The following is a 19,432-nucleotide window of genomic DNA, read 5'->3' as shown; positions in this document are numbered from 1 at the left end:
CCCGGCAAAAGGGCGCGCAACATAGAGGGACTCCCCCCTTCAGTCAACACGCCGGGTTGGACTCGCGAGCCGAGCCGCGTGGATCCCCTCAACACCGCTCTGCTAGCTTTCCATCTGATGCGCACCCCCGCCCGAGGTTGGCGGGGCGCACTCTGCGTCTGGGGGCTCGGGCTGACGCTCGCCCTGCCGGCGCAGGCCCGTGTGCCCCCTCCCCCATCTCCCCTGCTCTCCCAACTGGGCCCCACGAGCCCCGCCATCGACGCCGCGAGGGAGCTGCTGGAGGCCGGCCGCTTCCAGGAGGCCCTGGGCGTGGTGCAGGGCGGGCTGGACGCGCCCGACGTCACGGACGACGAGCTGGTGGAGCTCTACCGCCTGCAGGGGCTCACGGCCCTCTACCTGGGCGACGAGGCCCTGGCGCGCGGGGCGTACGAGAAGCTGCTGCAGGCCCGGCCGGACTTCGAGCTGCCCCGCTCCGCGCCGCCGAAGGTCCGCGGCCTCTTCGCGAAGCTGAAGGAGGACCTGCGCCACCGCCGCGTCCACCCCGTCACCCTGGAGGTGGACCCCATCCCGGACCCGGCGCCGGGCGAGCGCGTGGAGGTGGATGCCGTCCTGAGGGACATGGCCCTGGGGGCGCGGGCCCGGATGTTCTACCGGCGCGCCGGGGCGCAGGGCTTCTCCTCGGTGGACTTCGCGCGCGACCGCGCCCGGCCGGAGCACTACACCGCCGTGCTGCCCGCGTACGAGCTGCCGGTGGAGTCCACGCCGTATGAGGTGGAGTACTACTTCGAGGTCGTGGACGCGGCCCAGCGGCGCCTGGCCGGGCGCGGGGACCCGTTCCACCCGCTCCTCTTCCAGGTGGCGTCCCGCACCGCGCCCGCCACGGCGCTGACGGAAGGCGCGGGCCGCCCCTGGTACAAGAGCCCCTGGCTGTGGGTGGCCGTGGGCGCGGTGGCCATTGGCGGCACGGCCGGCGTGGTGGCCCTGTCCTCGTCGGAGGAGCGCGGCCGCGTGCCCATCACCATCCGCGTGGAGGACGCCGCGCCATGAGACGCCCCACCCTGCTGATGCTGGCGCTCCTCTCCGGCTGCGGCCCGGACGCCGCGCCGGAGGCCCTGCCGCTGGGCCTGGACCTCACCCTGAGCCGCGCCGTCGCCAGCCAGGTGGGCGCCTACCAGGTGGCGGTGCTGAAGGACGGCACGAAGCGCAACTGCACGGAGCTGCAGCGCACCTGCCTGTCCTCCCAGGTGTCCTCCAGCGACCTGCTGGAGTTGAAGGACGCGGACGGGCACACGGGGCGCACGCTGCGCTTCGCCTCGGCCCCGGGCGGCTCGGCCATGGGGCTCTCGGTGGACGTGCCCGTGGGCCGCGACTACGCGCTCGTCATCGAGGCGCTGACGGCCGACACGCCCACGCGCTTCCTGGGCAGCTCCTGCAACTACCTGCGCGTGGTGAACTCCGGCACCAACGCGACCCTGGTGGCGGCCCCCATCGAGCTGACCGCGCAGCCCTGCGACCCGGTGTTTCCGCGCTGACGCCCGTGCGCCGGCCCCCTGGTGGGGAGGCGGACGGACATGCCGCATGGATGTCACATGGATGTCCCGGGCGGGCCGGAACGAATCTGTTACGGGACGCCACGCATTCCATCCCTTCGCGGGAGCACCTTCATGGCGCGCATCCTCATCATCGAGGACGAGCAGGACCTGGCCGGACTCGTCGACTACAACCTCCGCGCGGCGGGCTTCGAAACGGACACGGCGAACACCGGCGCGGGGGGCCTCGCCCGGGCGCGCGCCCACCCTCCGGACCTGGTGCTGCTGGACCTGATGCTGCCGGACGTGGCGGGCGGTGAAGTCCTGCGCATGCTCAAGAGCGACCCGGAGCTGAAGAAGGCCGCGGTCGTCATCGTCAGCGCCAAGGGACAGGAGGCCGACCGCATCCAGGGCCTGGAGCTGGGCGCGGACGACTACGTGGTGAAGCCCTTCTCCGTGCGCGAGCTGCTCCTGCGCGTGAAGGCCGTGCTGCGCCGCGCGGACGCGGAGGAGGGACCCGCCGCGGTGCTGGCCGCCGGCGACATCAGCCTGGACACGTCGCGCCACCAGGTGCGCGTGAAGGGCGAGGAGGTCATCCTCACCGCGCTGGAGTTCCGCCTGCTGCGCACGCTGCTGGAGCGGAGCGACCGCGTGCAGACGCGCGAGGTGCTCCTGTCCGACGTCTGGGGCATCCAGGCCGAAATCCACACGCGCACCGTGGACACGCACATCAAGCGCCTGCGCGAGAAGCTGGGCCCCGCGGGCGACATCATCGAGACCGTGCGCGGCGTGGGCTACAAGCTCAGCCCTCCGTGAGGCCGCCATGCCCCTGCGCTTCACGCTCCTGGCCCTGCTCGTTCCTCCCCTGCTGGTCGCGACGTTGCTCGTGCTCTTCGGGCACCCGGCGGGCGCGCTCGCCGCGGGGCTCGTCACGCTTGCGGGCTCCGCGCTCGCTCTGGGGACCAGCCGCGTGGCCATGGAGCGACAGCTCCGCGCGCTGACCCAGAAGACGCAGTCGCTGGCGGCGGGCGTGGACGTGGCGCCGCCCGCGGGCCTGGAGCGCACGGACGACCTGGCGCAGTTGGAAGACGCCATCGACACGCTGGACGACAAGCTGTCCATGCGCGCCGCCGCGCTCAACCAGGAGGCGCGCATCCTCACCGCCGTGCTGGACGGCATGGCGGAGGGGCTCTGGGTGACGGACGCGGAGGGCACCGTGGTGCGCCACAACGACGCGCTCGCGGAGATGCTCCGGCCCGCCCACGGCGCCATCGTGGGCCAGCGTCCGCTGGCGCTCATCCGCAACGAGGCCCTCAACGACGCGGTGGCCCGCGCCTGCCACGAAGGCGCCTCCACGCGGCTGGAGCTGACGCTCGAGGGGCTGTACTCGCGCACCCTGGCCGTGCGCGTGACGCCCGTGGGACGCGACCTGCCCGGCAGCGCCGCCGTCTTCCACGACGTCACGGAGCTGCGCCGGCTGGAGAAGGTGCGCAAGGACTTCGTGGCCAACGTCTCCCACGAGCTGCGCACGCCCATCACCGCCATCCGCGGCTACGCGGAGACGCTCCAGGGCGGCGCGCTCCAGGACACCCAGGTGGCGCCGAAGATGGTGGAGATCATCCACCGCCAGTCCGAGCGCCTCTCCGAGCTGGTGGAGGACCTGCTGGAGCTCTCCCGCCTGGAGGCGCGCGAGATGACCTTCCAGCGCACGGAGGTGCCCCTGGCCCTGGCCGTCTCCCGCGCCGCGGAGGGCGTGCGCCCCAAGGCCGAGGGCAAGAACCAGCAAATCGGGTTGCACGTGCCGCCGGAGCTGGTGGCGCTGGGCGACGGGCGAGCCATCGAGCAGGTGCTCCTCAACCTGCTCGACAACGCGGTGAAGTACACGCCCGCGGGCGGCCGGGTGGACGTGGACGGAGCGTACGAGGGCGGCCGGTGTGTCGTGCGCGTGCGAGACACAGGCGTGGGAATCGAGCCCAAGCATCTTTCCCGGATTTTCGAGCGATTCTACCGGGTGGACAAGGGCCGCAGCCGGGACATGGGGGGGACGGGGCTGGGCCTTTCCATCGTGAAGCATCTGATGGGCGCGATGGACGGCGAGGTGAAGGTGGAGAGCCAGCCGAACGTGGGCAGTACCTTCGTCATTTTTCTACCCTCGGCGGCTGGCCCGACGGCGGCGACGGGCTAGGATGGGGGCGGCCATGCGGGTCGCCATCCTCGCGGACATTCACGGGAACCTTCCGGCCTGCGAGGCCGTGCTGGACGACATCACCAAATCGGTGGCGCCGGATTACATCGTCGCGGCCGGAGACCTGGCCCTGCGCGGCGCGCACCCGCGCGAGACGGTGGAGCTGCTCTTCAGCAAGTGCCACGCCCTCATCATGGGCAACACGGACGCGTACCTGGCCGGCAACTACCTGGGCGGTGCGTACCGCGAGCGCGACCACTGGAAGACGGAGCTGCTGCGCTGGACGCGCGACCAGTTGGGCGACGCGCTGCTCCAGCAGTTGGGACAGATGCCCTTCTCCCTGCGCTACACGCCGCGCAAGGGGCAGGACCTGTTCATCTGCCACGCGAACCCCCGCAACCTGGAGGAGTCGCTGGACCCCACGCTGGACGACCACGCCGTGCGCCGCTTCTTCACGCATCTGGACGCGGCCGCGTGCGCCTTCGGGCACCTGCACTTCCCCTACCGCCGGCGCGTGGGCCGGATGCTCATCGCGGACGTGGCCAGCGCCGGCATTCCGCGCGACGGCGACCTGCGCCCCGCCTACGGCGTCTTCACCTTCACGCCCAAGGGCTGGCGCGTGCAGATCCGCCGCGTGCGCTACCCGGTGCGCAAGGCCACCCAGGCCCTCACCGCGCGCCGCGTGCCCGGCGGGCCGCTGCTCATCCACAAGCTCGTGGAGGCGCGGTACCGCCACCACAACGCCCTGATGGAGGCCGCGCGGCGGCACTCGGGGCTGCCGCCTCCGGGGCCCGTGCTGCGTCCGCCGCCGGGGACCGGGGGCGCGCGCCCCACGCTCGCCGCGCCCTTCGAGAACAGCCCTCCGCCGGAGGTCGATCCGTCCACGCTGCCCCTGGACCTGGACGGCACGGTGACGGGCGCCTCGCCGCTGCCGCCCGACGCGCTCAACGACCTGGACGGGTGAGGCCCGCGCCCACCGGGTGCGTGCGCGTGGGGCCTGCCCGTCCGGGAATGGACACGCGCTCCGTCACTTCTGACGGACAGCGGGCTTTTCGCACCGCGATATCCGCCTGGCCTCCCGCGCGCACAGGTGCACGAGGGCGGGCCGGGCCTTAGCAACAACCTCAGCGGCGACAACGCGGGAGGGGCCATGGTCGGGTGGATGGTCGGACTGTCGGTGGTGGCGGTGTCCCTGGCCGCCTCCGGAACAGAGGCTCCCTCCGAGGCTCCGCCGCCCGCGCCGTACTGCGAGGGCGAGTACGCGGACAGCTACGCCGCGCTGTCCCCCAAGGCGCGGGCCCTCGAGCAGGCGATGCGGAAGAAGTACACGTACTGCGTGCGCAGCACCGCCGTGTACGAGTGCCTGTCCTACGGCGCGGAGGGCAACGTGCGCCGCACGCGCACGCCGGTGTCCGCGCACGGCACCGCGTTCGCGTACAAGCAGCAGGCCGGGGAGACGCTGCTGCTCACCAACGAGCACGTCGTGGAGTGGCCGGACGTCACCAGCGACGCGCACCCGGTGGACGGCGTGCCTTCCGGCTGCAAGCGCGTGAAGGACGGCCTGAGCATCGTGGAGAACGAGGCGGACAAGTACGACCGCGATGACATCCCGCTGTCCAAGGCGGTGGTGGATCCGCAGTTGGACCTGGCCGTCATCAAGTCCAAGGCGCCCCTGACGGTGATGCCGTGGAAGGTGGGCAGGAGCGCCGCCGTGCGCGAGCGCGACGTGGTGGACGTGCGCGGCTTCCCGCTGGGCGTCTTCAACGCCACCAACATGGGCAAGGTCATCTCCGCCTACGACCGCGACGAGTACAAGGAGTGGTACCACGACGACTTCGTCATCGACGCGCTCCTGTCGCAGGGCAACTCGGGGTCGCCCGTGCTCGCCATCTCCTGCAAGACGGGCGAGTTCGAGCTGGTGGGCGTCTACCACGCGGGCTACTCGCGAGGCAGCGCGCTCAACGTGGTGGTGGGAATCGACCAGGCGCGCGACCTGATGAACAACCTGCGCCGCACGCCCAGGCGCGCCATGGAGGGCGCGACGCCGCTGGACGCGCTGGCCCGCGCCCGCGTGGCGAAGCGCGCGGAGGTGTCCGCCACGCCCTTCTTCCCCTTCGGCTCGCGCACCGCGGCGGTGTTCCCACGCGCGGACGGGACCCTGCTCTTCGCGCTGTATGAACAGGACTTCCCGCGCCGCGTGCACCCGCTGCTCGTGATGGAGGACCTGCCCGTGGCGTCCGCGGACGAGGGCTTCGGGAAGGTGGGGCGCGTCTGGTTCGGAGGCGAGCGGGGCCTGCTGGAGCGGCCTCGCGCGGAGCAGGACGCGGAGCTGCAACAGCAGCTCTCCCGGCTGCTGGATGCGCTGCGCCGGGACGCGACGCTCGCGTTCTCGTACCAGGACTCGCTGCCGGGCTCGGACGAGTCCCGGCAGACCTTCGACACGTCGGCCCGGCTGGGCAAGACGCTGGAGCGCACCATCGTCGCGCACCGCGAGCTGAGCGACGCCGCCGCGGAGCTGGCGGACCGCTTCGCGCCGGACATCACCGAGCCCGCGACGCGGACGGAGTCCGTGCTGAAGAGCCCTCCGCCGCCCGGAATCCACCTGGGCCGCGCGGATGAGCCGGCGGGCCAGCCCCCTGTCGTCGCGCCGCCTCGTGACACCGGAGCGCGCCAGCCCGCGAAGAGCACGCAGGGCAAGGCGGGCAGGTAGCCCGTCCGGAGGGCGGGCAGCCGGACGGGCGTCGCCGGAATTCGCCGTGCGGTCCCGGGAAGGGCCTTCCCGCCTCCGTACATTGGACAGGTGTGGAGGCCATGCCCGAACCCGCATCCGGCGCCGTACATCCCGACCTGAGGACGGGGGAACCCTCGCCCTGGCTGCGGCGGATCCTCCGGGGCATGCTGGGCCAGGAGCGGCGCTTCTGGGTGCTGGTGGTGGGCGTGGGCCTCATCTCCGGCCTGGGCGCCGTGGCGCTGCTCGCCGTGCTGCGCTTCACCCAGCACCTGTTCTGGCAGAGCACCACGGAGCACTTCCTGGAGGGCGCGCTCGCGTCGCCGGGCTGGCGCCGGTTCCTGGTGCCGGTGCTGGGCGGCGCGCTGGTGACGCTGGTGTCCCTGGTGGTGGGCCAGCCGCTGCGAGGCCACGGCACCGCGGGCATCATCGAATCCATCTGGGTGAAGTCCGGCCGGCTGCCCTTCCCTCGCGCGCTCTTGCGCGGCTTCGTGTCCATCATCGCGGTGGCCCTGGGCGCGCCGCTGGGCCGCGAGGGCGCGCTCCTCCAGACGGGCGCGGCGAGCGGATCCGCGCTGTCCGGGTGGCTGAAGCTGGGGCCGGGCCAGGCGCGCTTGCTGGTGGCGTGCGGCGCCTCGGCGGGCATCGCGTCCGCGTACAACGTCCCCATCGGCGCGGCCCTCTTCGGCCTGGAGGTGCTGCTGGGCAGCTTCGCGCTGGAGCTCTTCGGCCCCATCGTCGTGTCGTGCGTGGTGGCGACGCTCGTGTCGCGCACCCTCATCGCGGACCACCCCAGCTACGTCATCCCCCACTACGCCCTCACCCACCCGCGGGAGCTGGTGCTCGCGCTGCTGCTGGGCGTGCTCGTGGGCGGGGCCTCCGCGCTCTACGTGCGCGGCATCAACTTCACGTCGGACCTGCTGGACAGGCTGCCCTCGTGGCTCACCCCGTTCATGCCGCTGGTCGCGATGACCGTGGTGGGCGCCACCGCCGTCGCGGGGCCGTACCTCATGGGCAACGGCTACGACTCCGTGAACATGGCGCTGCACGGGACGCTGCCCCTCACGCTGCTGCTCCTCCTGCCCCTGGCGAAGCTGGCGGTGACGTCGCTGTGCGCGGGCGCGGGGGTGCCGGGCGGGCTCTTCACCCCGTCCCTCTTCTTCGGCGCGCTGCTGGGCGGCGCGTTCGGGATGCTGGTGGAGCGGGCGCTCCCAGGGGGCGCGGCGCCCAGCGGGGCCTACGCGCTGCTCGGCATGGGCGCGGTGCTCGCGGGCACCACGCATGCGTCCGTGTCCGCGGTGCTGATGATCTTCGAGATGACCGGCGACTACGACCTCATCCTCCCGCTGATGCTCGCCGCGGTGGTCGCCGCCGTCGTCAGCCGCCGGCTGGAGCCGGAGTCGCTCTACACGTCCGTGCTCGCGAAGCGCGACGTTCGCGTGCCCGCCACCGTGCCGCACTGGCTGCGGGAGGAGGGCGTGCGCTCGCTCCTGTCAGCGGCCACGCAGCGGGTGCCGCCCTCCGCGCCCTTCGACGAGGTGGTGGTGCTGCTGCTGGAGCAGCCCGCGGGCGCGGACCTCTACGTCACCGACGCGGAGGGGCGCCTCCTGGGCGTCATCACCCTGGACGCGCTCAAGGGACACCTGCCGGACCACTCCCTGCTCCAGGCCACCGTGGCCGCGGACGTGATGGACACCGGCGTGAAGCCCATCACCCCGGACCTGTCCCTGGCGGAGGTGGCCGCGAGGTTCGGCCACACGGAGCTGGACCGGTTGCCCGTGGTGGACGGGAGCCGGCGCCTGCTGGGTTCGCTCTCCAAGGGCGACCTGCTCAAGCGGGGGCGCTTCTAGATGGAGCTGGAGCCCCGCACACGCGCGTGGAGCATCGTCGCGATGAGCCTGCTGTGCATCGTGCTCGCGTGGGTGCTGCTGCGCACGCCACCCCACCCCGGGCAGCACCGTCGTGAACTCCAGGAACCCACGGAAGAGCCCACCCATGGCAACCCCTACCGGGGTTGGCCGTTGTTCCAGGGTTGGCCCGTGCCGCAGCCCCCGGACACACCTCCTGCGCACGACCCGCAGCCCTCCGACGCGTCCCGCCAACGTTGAGGGTCCACCGTCCCCTCGCCCTGGGGGGACGGTCCAGGGCGGGCGACCAGGCGGTCTCCGCGTGAAGCGCTTGCATGCGGGAGGGCCAGGAGGAAGATGGCCGTCGCCTTGGACGCCACTCCGTTCAACTTCGTCGCCATCGTGCTGTGTGTCTCCGTTGGAGCGGGCCTGCTGGGTTCGCTGCTGGGCCTGGGCGGTGGCCTCATCCTCATCCCCGTCCTCACGCTCGTGCTGAAGGTGGACATCCGCTACGCGGTGGGGGCCTCCATCGTGTCCGTCATCGCCACGTCCAGCGGCGCGGCGGCGGCGTACGTGCGTGACGGCCTGGCCAACATGCGCGTGGCCATGTTCCTGGAGCTGGCCACCGTGGCGGGCGCCGTCACGGGCGCGATGCTCGCGGGCATGGTGGGCGGCCGCGCGCTGTACTTCCTCTTCGGCGCGGTGATGGCCTACTCGGCGCTCGCGATGCTGCGCAAGCTGCGCGAGGACGGCGGCCCGCGCCAGGAGCCGCCGCCGGATGCCGTCGCGGACCGGCTGGGGCTGCACGGCAGCTACTACGACGTGTCCACCGGCGGCGAGGTGGCGTACCGCGTGCACCGGCCGCTCGTGGGCCTGGGGCTCATGTACATCGCGGGCACGGTGAGCGGCCTGTTGGGCATTGGCTCCGGCGCGCTGAAGGTGCCGGCCATGGACCTGGCCATGGGGCTGCCCATCAAGGTCTCCACCGCCACCAGCAACTTCATGATTGGCGTCACGGCGGCGGCCAGCGCGGGCATCTACTTCGCGCGAGGGGACATCGACCCGTTCATCGCCGGCCCCGTCTGCGTGGGCGTCACGCTGGGCGCGTTCGCGGGCTCGCGCTTCCTCACCAAGCTCAAGAGCGGCTCCCTGCGCATGCTCTTCGTGGCCGTGCTGCTGTGGGTGTCGTACGAGATGCTGTCCAAGGGGATCCACGGATGACCGAGCCCGCCGAACCTCCGTCTCCACCCGAGACGACCACCAGCGCCGCCGTCGCGCGGGACGAGGTGGTGCCGCTCACGCCGGAGCTGCTCATCAGCCAGCTCCTGCGCGGGGGAGTGCTGCTCAGCCTGTCGCTCGTCACCTGCGGCATGGTGATGACGTTCTTCCGCCACCCGGACTACTTCTCCTCGCCGGACGCGCTCCAGCGCCTCACCGCTCCCGACTCCGTGCCGCACCGGCTGCCGGACGTCTTCGAGGGCGTCATGGCCGTGCGCGGCCAGTCCTTCGTGATGGCGGGGCTCCTGGTGATGATCACCGTGCCCGTGCTGCGCGTGGCCCTGTCCCTGGGCATCTTCCGCGCGCAGAAGGACCGCACCTTCGCCGCCATCACCACCGGCGTGCTCGCGCTGCTCCTGCTCGCCTTCCTCCTGGGCGGTGTGGAGTAGTCCACTCAGCAGTCCACCCGCTCGTCACTCCAGGCGTGCCGCCAGCCCGGGCGTCCCGGCGTGGAGCGCTTCGATGCGGCGCCTGCGTGCGCCAGCGATGAGCAGGTGCCAGCCAGCGGCGGCGAGCCCCAGGAGGAGGCAGCCGCCCCAGAGCACCCGGGAGCCCCCGTGCTGCAGCACCCACCCACCGAGCGCGGGGGCCACGAACGCGGCGAGTCCTCCCAGCATGTGGAAGGCCCCCTGGTAGCTCCCGCGCAGTTCGGGGGGCGACAGGTCCGACACCACGGAGGGCTTCAGGGGCGCCTGGACGATCTCCCCCAGGGTCCAGATGCCCACGGCGAGCGCGGCCAGCAGCGCGCCCTCCGTCACCGCGTGGAGCCCGAAGCCGATGCCGGTGAGGACGGCCGCCCCCGCGAGCGCGCTGGAGCGGCGCATCCGCCCGACGACGCGGCTGGCGAACGGCTGCACCAGCATGATGAGCAGGCCGTTGACCGCGAGCACCCCACCGAAGACCGCCGGGGACATGCCGCGAGCGGCCAGGTCCAGCGAGAGCGTGGCCTGGCCCTGGTAGAAGATGATGGCCAGGACCAGGACAGGCAGGCTGAAGGCGAGGAACACCGGGTCCCGGAACGGCTCCGCGGAGGACGGCCTCGCGCCCGGCGGCGGGCGTGAGCCCCGCGTCTCCGGCACCTTCCACCACACGAGCAGGCCGTAGAGGAACGTGGTGAGCGCGTCGGCCAGGAAGAGGATGCGGAAGCTGGACCGGGCCGCGAGCCCCGCCAGCGGGACGCCGATGGCGAAGCCCAGGTTCACCGCCCAGTAGAGCAGCCCGAAGGCTCGCGTCCGCTCCGGAGCCGGCACCAGATCCGTGACGGCCGCGGAGACGACGGGCCGGTACAGCTCCCCGAGGAACCCGGCCACCAGGGCCGCCACGGAGATCTCCGCGGGCGTCCGCGAGAAGCCGAGCAACACCATCCCGGCCGCGCCCGACCACAGCCCGCCGACGAGCGTGGTGCGCCGCCCCAGCCGATCCGCGAGCGCTCCGCCCACCAGGCCGGCCGCCACCGCCCCCACGCCATGGAGGGAGGCGACGAGCCCGGCCTGCGCCACCGACAGGCCACACTCCCGCGTGAGGTAGAAGGTCAGGAAGGGCACCACGAAGCCGCCCAGCCGGTTCACCAGCGTGCCCGCCCAGAGATACCAGTACGCCGCCGGGAGCCCTCCCGCGGTGGCATGGAGCTGCTCGGACAGGCGGGCCCGGAGGCCCTGGGGAGTGCCGTTCATGGTTCAAGCCTCGAGGGACGTGCGTGCCGCCGCTACTTCTTCGCCTCCCCCATGAGGGGGCCGAAGGTGTAGCCCTGACAGATGGCCGCGGTGCGGCGGACCTGGGGGTGCGGGTGCTCCAGCAGGCGCTGGATGTGCGCCTCCAGTCCCGGCAGCGCGGCATGGTTGAGCGTCAGGCTCACGAGCGCGTCGCACACGACCTGGACGTCCTCGGAGCGGAGCTGGGATTCGATGTCGGCGGGGGTCATGGGTGTCATCCTCGTGGCTCAGGCGAACTCGAAGTCCATGCGCTCGAGGATGCCCAGCTCGCTCGCCAGGTGCTTGAGGCCCGAGTAGTCCCGGACGAGCACGCGCGAGCCCGTCCGCCCCTCCAGGTCCCCGATGATCTCGTCCACGTGCTCGAAGCCGAGGTGCTCCAGGATGGCGCGCCACGTCTTGTAGTCGCTCGACGCGATGCCGCGCAGCGCCTCCGGCAGGGCCCGGATGAAGCACTCGCGCATCGCGTCGTTCATGTGGACGTAGACGGACTTGGCGATCTCCGCGAGGACCAGCGCGTGGGAGAACTCGTCGCGGTTGTGCAGCTCCGTCGTCATGCGGTTGATGGGCTGGATGGACTGATCCCTGGACAGCAGGTTCAGGTAGGCGTTGATGCTGATCTCCGTCACCACCGCGTAGGCGAGCGTGAGCAGGTCCTGCTCCCAGGCATCCGCCGCGCGCGCCCGGGCGGCCTGGAGCATGCGGCACGCGAGGGAGTCCGGGAGCAGGGACTCGTTGAAGACGAGCCCGCGCTTGCGCTCGGTGACGAGCGTGGCGCTCAGGTGCATGAACGTGTGGTAGTTCTCGTCGACCAGCGCCTGCACCACCGTCCGCTTGATGCCCGGATGGTTCGTCCCGGGGAAGCGCGCATGCATGAGGAGCTCGAACGCCGGGTTGGCGATCTTCTCCTCGTTCATGATGGTGTTGCGGTTGTAGGCCATCCACGCCCAGGAGAGCAGGGCCTGCTTGCGCTCCTCGGGCGCCTCGGCGAAGCGCGGGTGGTCCCGGAACGGCACGAGGGCGATGGGGTAGTCCGGCAGCTCCGGCTGGAAGAGTCCCTCCAGGTCCAGCTCCGGCTTCTTCACCGTCGCGCGCCGCGGCCAGGTGGAGGCGATCTTGTCGAGGATGGCCAGCTCGACGGCCGCGTCCCGGGTGGAGGTGGGGGTGGGCGTAGGGTTCATGTTCAGGGTCTCCTGGTGTCCGGGTTCAAGCCGTTGCATGGGCCGCCTGGATGGCGTCCGCCAGCAGGTCCAGGCCCTTCTGGAGGGCCTCGATGTCGATGGTCAGCGGGGGCATGACCTTGAGCACGTGGCCATGGGCCCCGGAGGTCTCCGCGATGAGTCCCCGCTGGAAGGCCGCCTGGGACACCCGGCCCGCGACGCCCGGGTCCGCCCAGGTCAGCCCGCGCAGCAGGCCCCGTCCGCGCGGGGTGCAACCCCTCGCCCCCTCCTGGCGCGCGATGCCGCGGAGGCGCTCGTCCACGAGCGCGCACCGCACCTGGAGCTCCTTCTCGAAGAGGGGATCCGCCCAGAAGGAGAGCGCGGCCCGGGCGGCGACGAAGGCCAGGTTGTTGCCGCGGAAGGTGCCGCTGTGCTCCCCGGGCTGCTGCACGTCCAGCTCCGGCTTCACCAGCACCAGCGCCATGGGCAGGCCCAGGCCGCCAATGGACTTGGAGAGGGTGACGACGTCGGGCACGAGCCCCGCGTCCTCGAAGCTGAAGAAGGTGCCCGTGCGCCCGCAGCCCGCCTGGATGTCGTCGACGATGAGCAGGATGCCCTTGCGCCGGGCCAGGGCCTGGAGCCGCTGGAGCCAGCCCCTGCTCGCGGCGATGACGCCGCCCTCCCCCTGCACCGTCTCCAGGATGAAGGCCGCCGGAAGCTCCACGCCGCTGCCCGGATCCTCCAGCAGCGCCTCGACGTACTCGAGCGTGTCCCGGCCCTCACCGAAGTACCCGTCGAACGGCATCCGCGTGACGTGCGCGAGGGGAAGGCCCGCGCCCGCACGCTTCATCGCCGTGCCCGTCGCCGCGAGCGCCCCGAGCGACATCCCGTGGAAGCCATTGGTGAACGCGATGACCGACGCGCGCCCCGTGGCCTTGCGGACGATCTTGAGGGCCCCCTCCACGGCGTTGCTCCCCGTGGGGCCGGTGAACTGGATGCGGTAGTCCAGCTTCCGGGGCTTGAGGATGACGTCCACCAGGGCCTGCATGAAGTCGCGCTTGGCCTGCGTGTGCAGGTCCATCGAGTGGGTGATGCCGTCCTGCTCGAGGTATTCGATGACCTGACGCTTGATGACCGGGTGGTTGTGTCCGTAGTTGAGGGCACCCGCGCCGGAGAGGAAGTCGGTGTACTCCCGCCCCTCCTCGTCCCAGAGGCGGTGCCCCAGCGCGCGGCTGAAGACCGCCGGGAACTTCCGGCAGTAGGTGCGGACCGCCGACTCGTGCTCGTCGAAGATGGCGCGGGGACTTGCGTGAAGGGTCTCGGCAGGCTTCTGCATGGTTTCACCCCAGGGGGATTCAGCGATTGCGGGTTGGCGGTGGTTCAGGGCGTCGCGGCCCAGGGGTCGATGGAGCGCAGCTCCTCCTGCTCGGCCGGGCTCAGCTTGGACGGCGGGGAGAGCGGGAAGTCGCCCGCGAGCGTCAGCCGCAGCATCTCCGCCACCTTCCGCGCGATGACCTCCTGCGTGTAGACGCCGGGGAAGGCGGAGACCGGGTGCTCGGCGGTGGGCGGGAAGTACTTGCCCTTGAAGGAAGGCAGGAAGACGGAGTCCCAGACGTTGATGGACTGGCCGCCGCAAGGCGCCTTGCCGCTGAAGATGCTGTAGACGGGGAGCGCCTGGGGCGAGGGCCGGCACAGCGCCTGGTTGACGGGCTCGCCCACCATCTCCAGCACCAGGCCGCACGCGCCCAGGTCCCGCACCCGCCGGCTGCCCGCGAAGATCTCCCGGGCCTCGGCGAGCGTGTCGCCGTAGCGCCGGGTGACGCCTCCCTGCGGGGTGTAGCCCAGGTGGGCGATGACGGCGAAGCCCTCCTGGCACAGCGCCTCCAGGACGGCGAGGGACGCGTCGGAGGTGACCTCCACCTTCAGCACCTCCGCGCCCGCCTCCACCATCACCTCCGCGCTCCGCAGCGCCACCACCGGCGTCGAGGCCGCGCCGTCCGGCATGTCGCCCAGGAGGAACGGGCGGCGGTAGGCGGGGAACGCGCGGGTCATCGCCCCGCGCACCTCCTGGAGGAGCGTGAGCATCTGGTCCATGCCCCACACCTGCTCCTCCACCGTCGCCAGCCGGGTGCTGGGGCGGCCCAGGTGCGTCATGAAGTATGAGTCGCCCACCATCAGGCACTCGAGGCGGCAGTTGCGCATCAGGTCCAGGGACTCCATGGCCCGGCCCAGCGCCTCGACCTCGTAGCCCCGGTACAGGTTCACCTTCAGGCCCAGGGCCTGGCGGGCGGCCCGCTCCCGGGCCTGCCCCACGACGAACTCCCAGAGGCTCATCGGAGCCGGCTGGCGGACCTTGCGTGCGACCGCGTGTGCTTCGTGCGTGCGAGACATGCGCTCTCCCCCCTCAGGGTGCGTGGGTGTAGACGGCGTTCAGGCGTTGAATGGCGATGCGGAGGTCCTCGTGGCCGACCGCCGTGAAGCACAGCCGCGCGAACGGGCGGCAGTGCTGGCCGAAGGCGATGCCCGGCGCGACGGAGACGCCGGCCTGGATGGCGCGGGCGAGGAACTCGCTCTCGCTCCCGTGCTTCCACTGGGAGAGGTCCAGGAAGGTGTAGAAGCCCCCCTCCACCCGGGTGCAGGGCACCTTCAGCTCCCGCATCGTGATGTCGCGGGCCTCGCGGGCCCGGGCGCGGTGCCCCTCCAGGACGTCCGGGGGCGTGCCCAGCGCCTGGAAGGCCCCGTACTGGGAGGCGCTCGCCAGCGAGTAGAGCGAGTACAGCCCCCACTTCTTCATCCGGAGCGCCATGGCCTCCGGGGCGACCACGAAGCCCACGCGGTAGCCCGGCATCGCGTACGTCTTGCTGAAGGAATGGACGGAGAACGTGCGGTCCGCCGCGTCCGGGAGCTGGGAGATGTCCAGGAAGCCCGGCTCCGTGAAGTCATAGAGCGCGTAGGCGTTGTCGGAGATGAGCCACAGCTCGTGGCGCCGCGCGAACCGCGCCAGCCGCTCCTGGGCCTCCCGGTCGAGCGAGAAGCCCGTGGGGTTGTTCGGGGTGTTGAAGTAGATGGCGCGCGTCCTCGGCGTCACCGCCGCCTCGAGCGCCGCGACGAAGTCGAAGTGCCGATCCCGGCTCAGCTCCAGGAAGACGGGGACCTCCACGGGACGGCCGCCCGCCGCGCGCACCAGGCCCGTCACGAACAGCCACTGCGGCGACATGATGAGGACCTCGTCGCCTGGCTGGAGCATGGCCCGGAGCGCGGACCCGATGCCGTGCGTCGCCCCGCAGGTGATGACGACGTGCTCTTCGCGGACCTGCTGGCGCGACTGCTCCCGCAGGTGCTCCACGATCCTCCGCCGCAGCATGGGGATGCCGCCCGGCGGCGCGTGCTCGTGGGCGCGCAGCGCGAAGTCCGAGTGCTGCCAGTCGTGCATGCGGGCACAGGGCGCGAAGGTGCTCTTGCCCTGGTGCAGGCGCAGGAAGTGCGGGTGCTTCAGCTCCGCGATGCGCTTCTCGATGTCGTCGAAGACGGAGAGCGGGATGTCGTCCAGGGCGGGGTTGTGCGGGGTCATGGGAACTCCGGGAGAGGACAGGGGGCGGTCGTGCACGGGCATGGGCATCACTCCCTCGCGTGGGCCTGGGCGGACGTCACCCGGGGGGCCTCGACGGCGAGCTCACGGGCCCAGCCAGCGAGCTCCGGGTCGTCCGTCGCGGTCAGCCGGTCCCGCAGCTCCGACAGGGCCGAGGGGCGCTCCGTCGAGGACCAGAAGAGGCCATGGCTGAGATGGCGGGCGTAGCGGGGGTCCTTCTTCTTCAGCGCCAGGTCCACCGCCCGGACATAGTTCCACCGCAGATGCGGGTAGATGGAGTGGGCCAGGTGGTAGTGGTCCGTGGCGGGGAAGATGGCGTGCTTCACCAACCAGCCGAGCGGCCCCGAGTAGTCCGTGGGGCGCCCGTTGATGCACTCGCGCGCCACCCGGTCCTCTTCGTCGCAGTGGACGTACCAGCGATGCTCGGCCAGGACGGAGAGCCACGAGTACAGCGGGTAGGCCGTGACGAGCGGCAGGAGGAAGCCCAGCAGGAGCCCCTTTGGCCCGAAGGCCCAGGTGAACCCCGCCACCACTCCGGCGACGACCAGCACCCGCACGGCGAGGTTGGACACCCGCTGGTTGCGCAGGCTGTTGATGGCCATGGCACGGAAGGTCTCCGCGAACCCCGCGGCCGTGAGCGGGTGGAGGAGCTTCCAGTGGAACTGCGCCCGCGTCAGTCCGGGGACGAACCCCACGGAGATGAACCGGGTGACGTTCGGATCCCGGCCTGGCTCGTTCGCGTGATGGTGGTGATCCAGGACATGGTAGGTGTAGCGGTGGTGCATGTCTGGTTTGAAGCAGGGGTACTGGAAGAAGACGTTGGAGAGCGCCCACTGCCATGGCCGTGACTTGCAGAGGCCCGAGTGGGTCGCGGTATGGGCCGCCTCCTGGAGCGCCCGGAACCGGGTCCCCACGAACAGCACGAGCAGCACATAGAGCGCGGGGTGCGCGAAGTGCGCGGCGGCGAGGTTGGCCGCGAGGATGTCGCACCACGACCAGAGGAACGGGAAGAGCGCGAAGAGGGCGTCGAACCGCTGGTAGTACCGCTCGCCCTTCCGGGCGGTCCCCTCGAGCTTGAGCAGGCGGAGGATGCGCTGGGAGTCGCGGTAGTAGAGGGCGTCCGCGGCGCGGAGCGCCAGCGCGACCGCGAGGAAGGACAAGGCGTGCACGGGCGCCGTCGAAAGGTCTGGCATCGGCGTTCTCCTGGGCGTTCCTGGGCAGGGCCGGGCCAGGGGGCGTCGCGCGGAAGGGCGCGGCCCGCTGGGTTTCCGGCAAAGGGGAGTCCATTCGCGGCCCCTGGGGGGGACGCGTGGGTGGGAGGAAGGCGGTGGGAAGGGACCTGGGGCGGCCGTTATCGCGGACGCCGCCCGGCGCGCGGGTCAGTACTCCTCGTTCGGGGCGTACTCACTGACGTCGGGTTGCAGGTGCGGCTGGGCGGCGATGAACGCCGGCAATGTCATACAGTGGTCGTGGATGCGCTTCAGCGTGGGGTAGGCATCCAGGGGGAGCTTGAAGCGCTCGGCGTTGTAGACCTGCGGCACCAGGCACAGGTCCGCCAGGGTGGGCGTGTCCCCGTGGCAGCACTTCCCCCGGTGTGGGCTGCGCTCCAACATGCGCTCCAGCGCCTCGAAGCCGGTGACGGCCCAGTGGCGGTACCACTCCATCTTCTCTTCCTGCGAGTGGCCCAGGGGCTGCGTGAGGTACTTCCTCACGCGCATGATGTTCAGCGGGTGGACGTCACAGGCGACGTACAGCGCGAGGCTCCGGACGCAGGCGCGGGCGGCGGGCTCGCGGGGCAGCAGCGGCGGCTCCGGGTGCCGCTCCTCCAGGTACTCGATGATGGCCAGGGACTGGCTGATGGGGACCTCTCCATCCACGAGCAGCGGCACCAGGCCCTGGGGGTTGAGCGCGAGGTAGCGCTCCGTGAACTCGGGCTCCCCCTTCCTCAGGCCGCGAACGCCCTGGTACTGGTACGCGAGGCCCTTGAGGTTCAGCGCGATGCGGACCCGGTAGGAGGCCGTCGAGCGGTAGTAGCTGTAGAGCTTCAGACTCATGGTTGCTCCTTCCTCCAGGTGGTGTGGCCCTCGAACCAGGTGGCGGCCTCGCGGATCCGCGACTGGAGCTGCTCCTCGGAATCGCCCTTCAGGATGAACCCCGCCAGGTAGTCTCCGGACTTGTAGCCCCCGTGGTGCGTCTGTCCGGGCCTCCCGTTGAGGCGCAGTTGGTGGACGCCGGGAGGCGGCGTGCCCTCGGGGATCCCGGTGAGGAGGCCGTCCCGGGGGTAGACGACGCACCAGCCCGACATCCGTCCGTCGGCGCCGGGGCTGCGGGCCGGCGGGACGTCCACCGGCAGCCCGCATTGCGCGTTGAACCAGTTCCGGTCCAGGTTGAACCCACGGCCCAGCTCGAAGGTCGTGTTGAAGCGGCAGCCCGCCGTGCGGCTGGCGATTTCACAGAGCACCAGCCGGTCATCCGGGGTGTGCCAGACCTCCGCATGGAAGGTCATATGCGGGGGAGTCGGCAGGGCCCGCAGGGCCTGCCGGGTGAACCGGTTGAGGCGCTCGCGCAGGGGATGGGCCTCCCGGAGGAGGTACCCCCCGAGGAACTCGTCCCGCTGAAACGAAAGGCAATCATTGACATACGTCGAGGGGTGGATCTCCACGACCTCCGAATGGGCCATCAACCCATCCACGTGGTACATCGTGCCCTCGACGAACTTCTCCACCGCCATATCCGGCGCAATGCCTCTCACCAGCAGGGCCTCCAGCGCCGCCTCGTCACGGATGACCCGCGTGTCCAGGGAGCCGGAGCCCAGCACCGGCTTGATGACGACCGGGAGGCCGTGGGCCTCGACGAACTCGAGCAGATCACACGCGGTGGTGACGCGCGCGGCCACCGCGACCGGGACGCCCCCCTCCCGGAGGCGGGCCTTCATCAGCAGCTTGTCCCGAAAGACAAGCGCGCTCTGGAAGCCCTGCCCCGGAAGGCCCAGCGCATCCCGGAGCCTGCCCGCGCGGAGGATGTCCACCTCGCCCTTGGCGAACAGGGCGCAAAAGCCAATCTCTTTCGCCAGGCGGAGGGCCGTCTGTTCGACCTGGCCATTGGTCCGGTAGTTGGGAAAGGACCACACGCGGGGAAGGTGGCGGTAGCCCGGGGCCTTCTCCTCGGAACACAGGAGGGTGAGCTGGAGATCCGTCCCCGCGGCCCACTCGTCGTAGGGCGTGTCCTCATGGTCCGTGTTGACCAGGACCAGCACCTGCCGTGTCGGATGGGGAGCCGGCGCGCCTTCGAGGTTCATTGTCTCTCTAAACAAGCAAAATTGGACATCCAAATCTAATACGGCATCCGCCAATTTCCTGGCAGTTCCATGGCGGTGCCGCGTGTGCCTTTTCGGGTAGCGGCAATTT

The 19,432-nt window shown here is 71.3% G+C and carries 19 protein-coding genes; 10 read left to right on the top strand and 9 right to left on the bottom strand.

What is annotated here, in order from left to right; translation table 11 throughout:
• The first annotated feature begins 117 nt into the window (after positions 1–117).
• The 10 genes from K8556_RS31545 (at position 118) to K8556_RS31500 (ending at position 9,956) form a co-directional block, all read left to right on the top strand.
• Positions 118–1,047: a hypothetical protein gene (locus tag K8556_RS31545; RefSeq protein ID WP_223743819.1), complete on the top strand. Its 930-nt coding sequence runs from the start codon at positions 118–120 to the stop codon at positions 1,045–1,047.
• Complete coding sequence (locus tag K8556_RS31540) at positions 1,044–1,532, top strand: hypothetical protein (RefSeq protein WP_223743818.1); 489 nt, start codon at positions 1,044–1,046, stop codon at positions 1,530–1,532. Before K8556_RS31545 ends, K8556_RS31540 begins: the two co-directional genes overlap by 4 nt.
• Positions 1,533–1,664: 132 nt before the next feature.
• Positions 1,665–2,345 (top strand): winged helix-turn-helix domain-containing protein, encoded by a 681-nt coding sequence (locus K8556_RS31535; RefSeq protein WP_223743817.1) that lies wholly within the window; start codon positions 1,665–1,667, stop codon positions 2,343–2,345.
• A gap of 7 nt (positions 2,346–2,352) precedes the next feature.
• Entirely contained in the window at positions 2,353–3,714 is a 1,362-nt protein-coding gene (locus tag K8556_RS31530) for a cell wall metabolism sensor histidine kinase WalK (RefSeq protein ID WP_223743816.1), read from the top strand.
• A 13-nt stretch (positions 3,715–3,727) separates the two neighbouring features.
• Entirely contained in the window at positions 3,728–4,678 is a 951-nt protein-coding gene (locus K8556_RS31525) for a metallophosphoesterase (RefSeq protein WP_223743815.1), read from the top strand.
• Between the two features lie 186 nt (positions 4,679–4,864).
• Positions 4,865–6,424 carry a S1C family serine protease gene (locus K8556_RS31520; protein WP_223743814.1) on the top strand — a complete coding sequence of 520 codons (1,560 nt, stop codon included), beginning with the start codon at positions 4,865–4,867 and terminating at the stop codon, positions 6,422–6,424.
• A gap of 101 nt (positions 6,425–6,525) precedes the next feature.
• On the top strand, positions 6,526–8,292 hold the full coding sequence (locus K8556_RS31515; RefSeq protein WP_223743813.1) for a chloride channel protein: 1,767 nt from the start codon (positions 6,526–6,528) through the stop codon (positions 8,290–8,292).
• Positions 8,293–8,550: a hypothetical protein gene (locus K8556_RS31510; RefSeq protein WP_223743812.1), complete on the top strand. Its 258-nt coding sequence runs from the start codon at positions 8,293–8,295 to the stop codon at positions 8,548–8,550.
• 96 nt (positions 8,551–8,646) lie between these two features.
• The gene (locus K8556_RS31505) at positions 8,647–9,510 is read left to right on the top strand and encodes a sulfite exporter TauE/SafE family protein (RefSeq protein WP_223743811.1); all 864 of its coding nucleotides are present in this window, start codon (positions 8,647–8,649) and stop codon (positions 9,508–9,510) included.
• On the top strand, positions 9,507–9,956 hold the full coding sequence (locus K8556_RS31500; protein ID WP_223743810.1) for a DUF1634 domain-containing protein: 450 nt from the start codon (positions 9,507–9,509) through the stop codon (positions 9,954–9,956). The genes K8556_RS31505 and K8556_RS31500 overlap by 4 nt, the downstream gene beginning before the upstream one ends.
• A gap of 24 nt (positions 9,957–9,980) precedes the next feature.
• On the opposite strand, the gene K8556_RS31495 is transcribed toward K8556_RS31500, so the two are convergent.
• From K8556_RS31495 to K8556_RS31455, 9 genes are all read right to left on the bottom strand, one after another.
• Complete coding sequence (locus K8556_RS31495; protein WP_223743809.1) at positions 9,981–11,240, bottom strand: MFS transporter; 1,260 nt, start codon at positions 11,238–11,240, stop codon at positions 9,981–9,983.
• A gap of 32 nt (positions 11,241–11,272) precedes the next feature.
• Positions 11,273–11,488 carry a hypothetical protein gene (locus K8556_RS31490; protein WP_223743808.1) on the bottom strand — a complete coding sequence of 72 codons (216 nt, stop codon included), beginning with the start codon at positions 11,486–11,488 and terminating at the stop codon, positions 11,273–11,275.
• Positions 11,489–11,506: 18 nt separating this feature from the next.
• A complete protein-coding gene (locus K8556_RS31485) occupies positions 11,507–12,457 on the bottom strand; it encodes a diiron oxygenase (protein ID WP_223743807.1) in 951 nt (316 codons plus the stop codon).
• 25 nt (positions 12,458–12,482) lie between these two features.
• Entirely contained in the window at positions 12,483–13,772 is a 1,290-nt protein-coding gene (gene ectB / locus K8556_RS31480; protein WP_223743806.1) for a diaminobutyrate--2-oxoglutarate transaminase, read from the bottom strand.
• 44 nt (positions 13,773–13,816) lie between these two features.
• On the bottom strand, positions 13,817–14,827 hold the full coding sequence (locus tag K8556_RS31475) for a 3-methyl-2-oxobutanoate hydroxymethyltransferase (protein ID WP_223743805.1): 1,011 nt from the start codon (positions 14,825–14,827) through the stop codon (positions 13,817–13,819).
• Positions 14,828–14,840: 13 nt separating this feature from the next.
• Positions 14,841–16,007, bottom strand: a complete 1,167-nt coding sequence (locus K8556_RS31470) for a pyridoxal phosphate-dependent aminotransferase (RefSeq protein ID WP_223743804.1) — start codon at positions 16,005–16,007, stop codon at positions 14,841–14,843.
• A 47-nt stretch (positions 16,008–16,054) separates the two neighbouring features.
• Complete coding sequence (locus K8556_RS31465) at positions 16,055–17,218, bottom strand: fatty acid desaturase (RefSeq protein WP_223743803.1); 1,164 nt, start codon at positions 17,216–17,218, stop codon at positions 16,055–16,057.
• 186 nt (positions 17,219–17,404) lie between these two features.
• The gene (maiA, locus tag K8556_RS31460; RefSeq protein ID WP_223743802.1) at positions 17,405–18,079 is read right to left on the bottom strand and encodes a maleylacetoacetate isomerase; all 675 of its coding nucleotides are present in this window, start codon (positions 18,077–18,079) and stop codon (positions 17,405–17,407) included.
• Positions 18,076–19,323: an acetyl-CoA carboxylase biotin carboxylase subunit family protein gene (locus K8556_RS31455; protein ID WP_223743801.1), complete on the bottom strand. Its 1,248-nt coding sequence runs from the start codon at positions 19,321–19,323 to the stop codon at positions 18,076–18,078. Before K8556_RS31455 ends, maiA begins: the two co-directional genes overlap by 4 nt.
• Positions 19,324–19,432: the final 109 nt, after the last annotated feature.

The sequence above is a fragment of the Corallococcus sp. AS-1-12 genome (assembly GCF_020036995.1).
GTDB lineage: Bacteria > Myxococcota > Myxococcia > Myxococcales > Myxococcaceae > Corallococcus.
The sequence above is the reverse complement of the archived record's forward strand: the minus strand, read 5'-3'. Positions and strand labels throughout refer to the sequence as shown.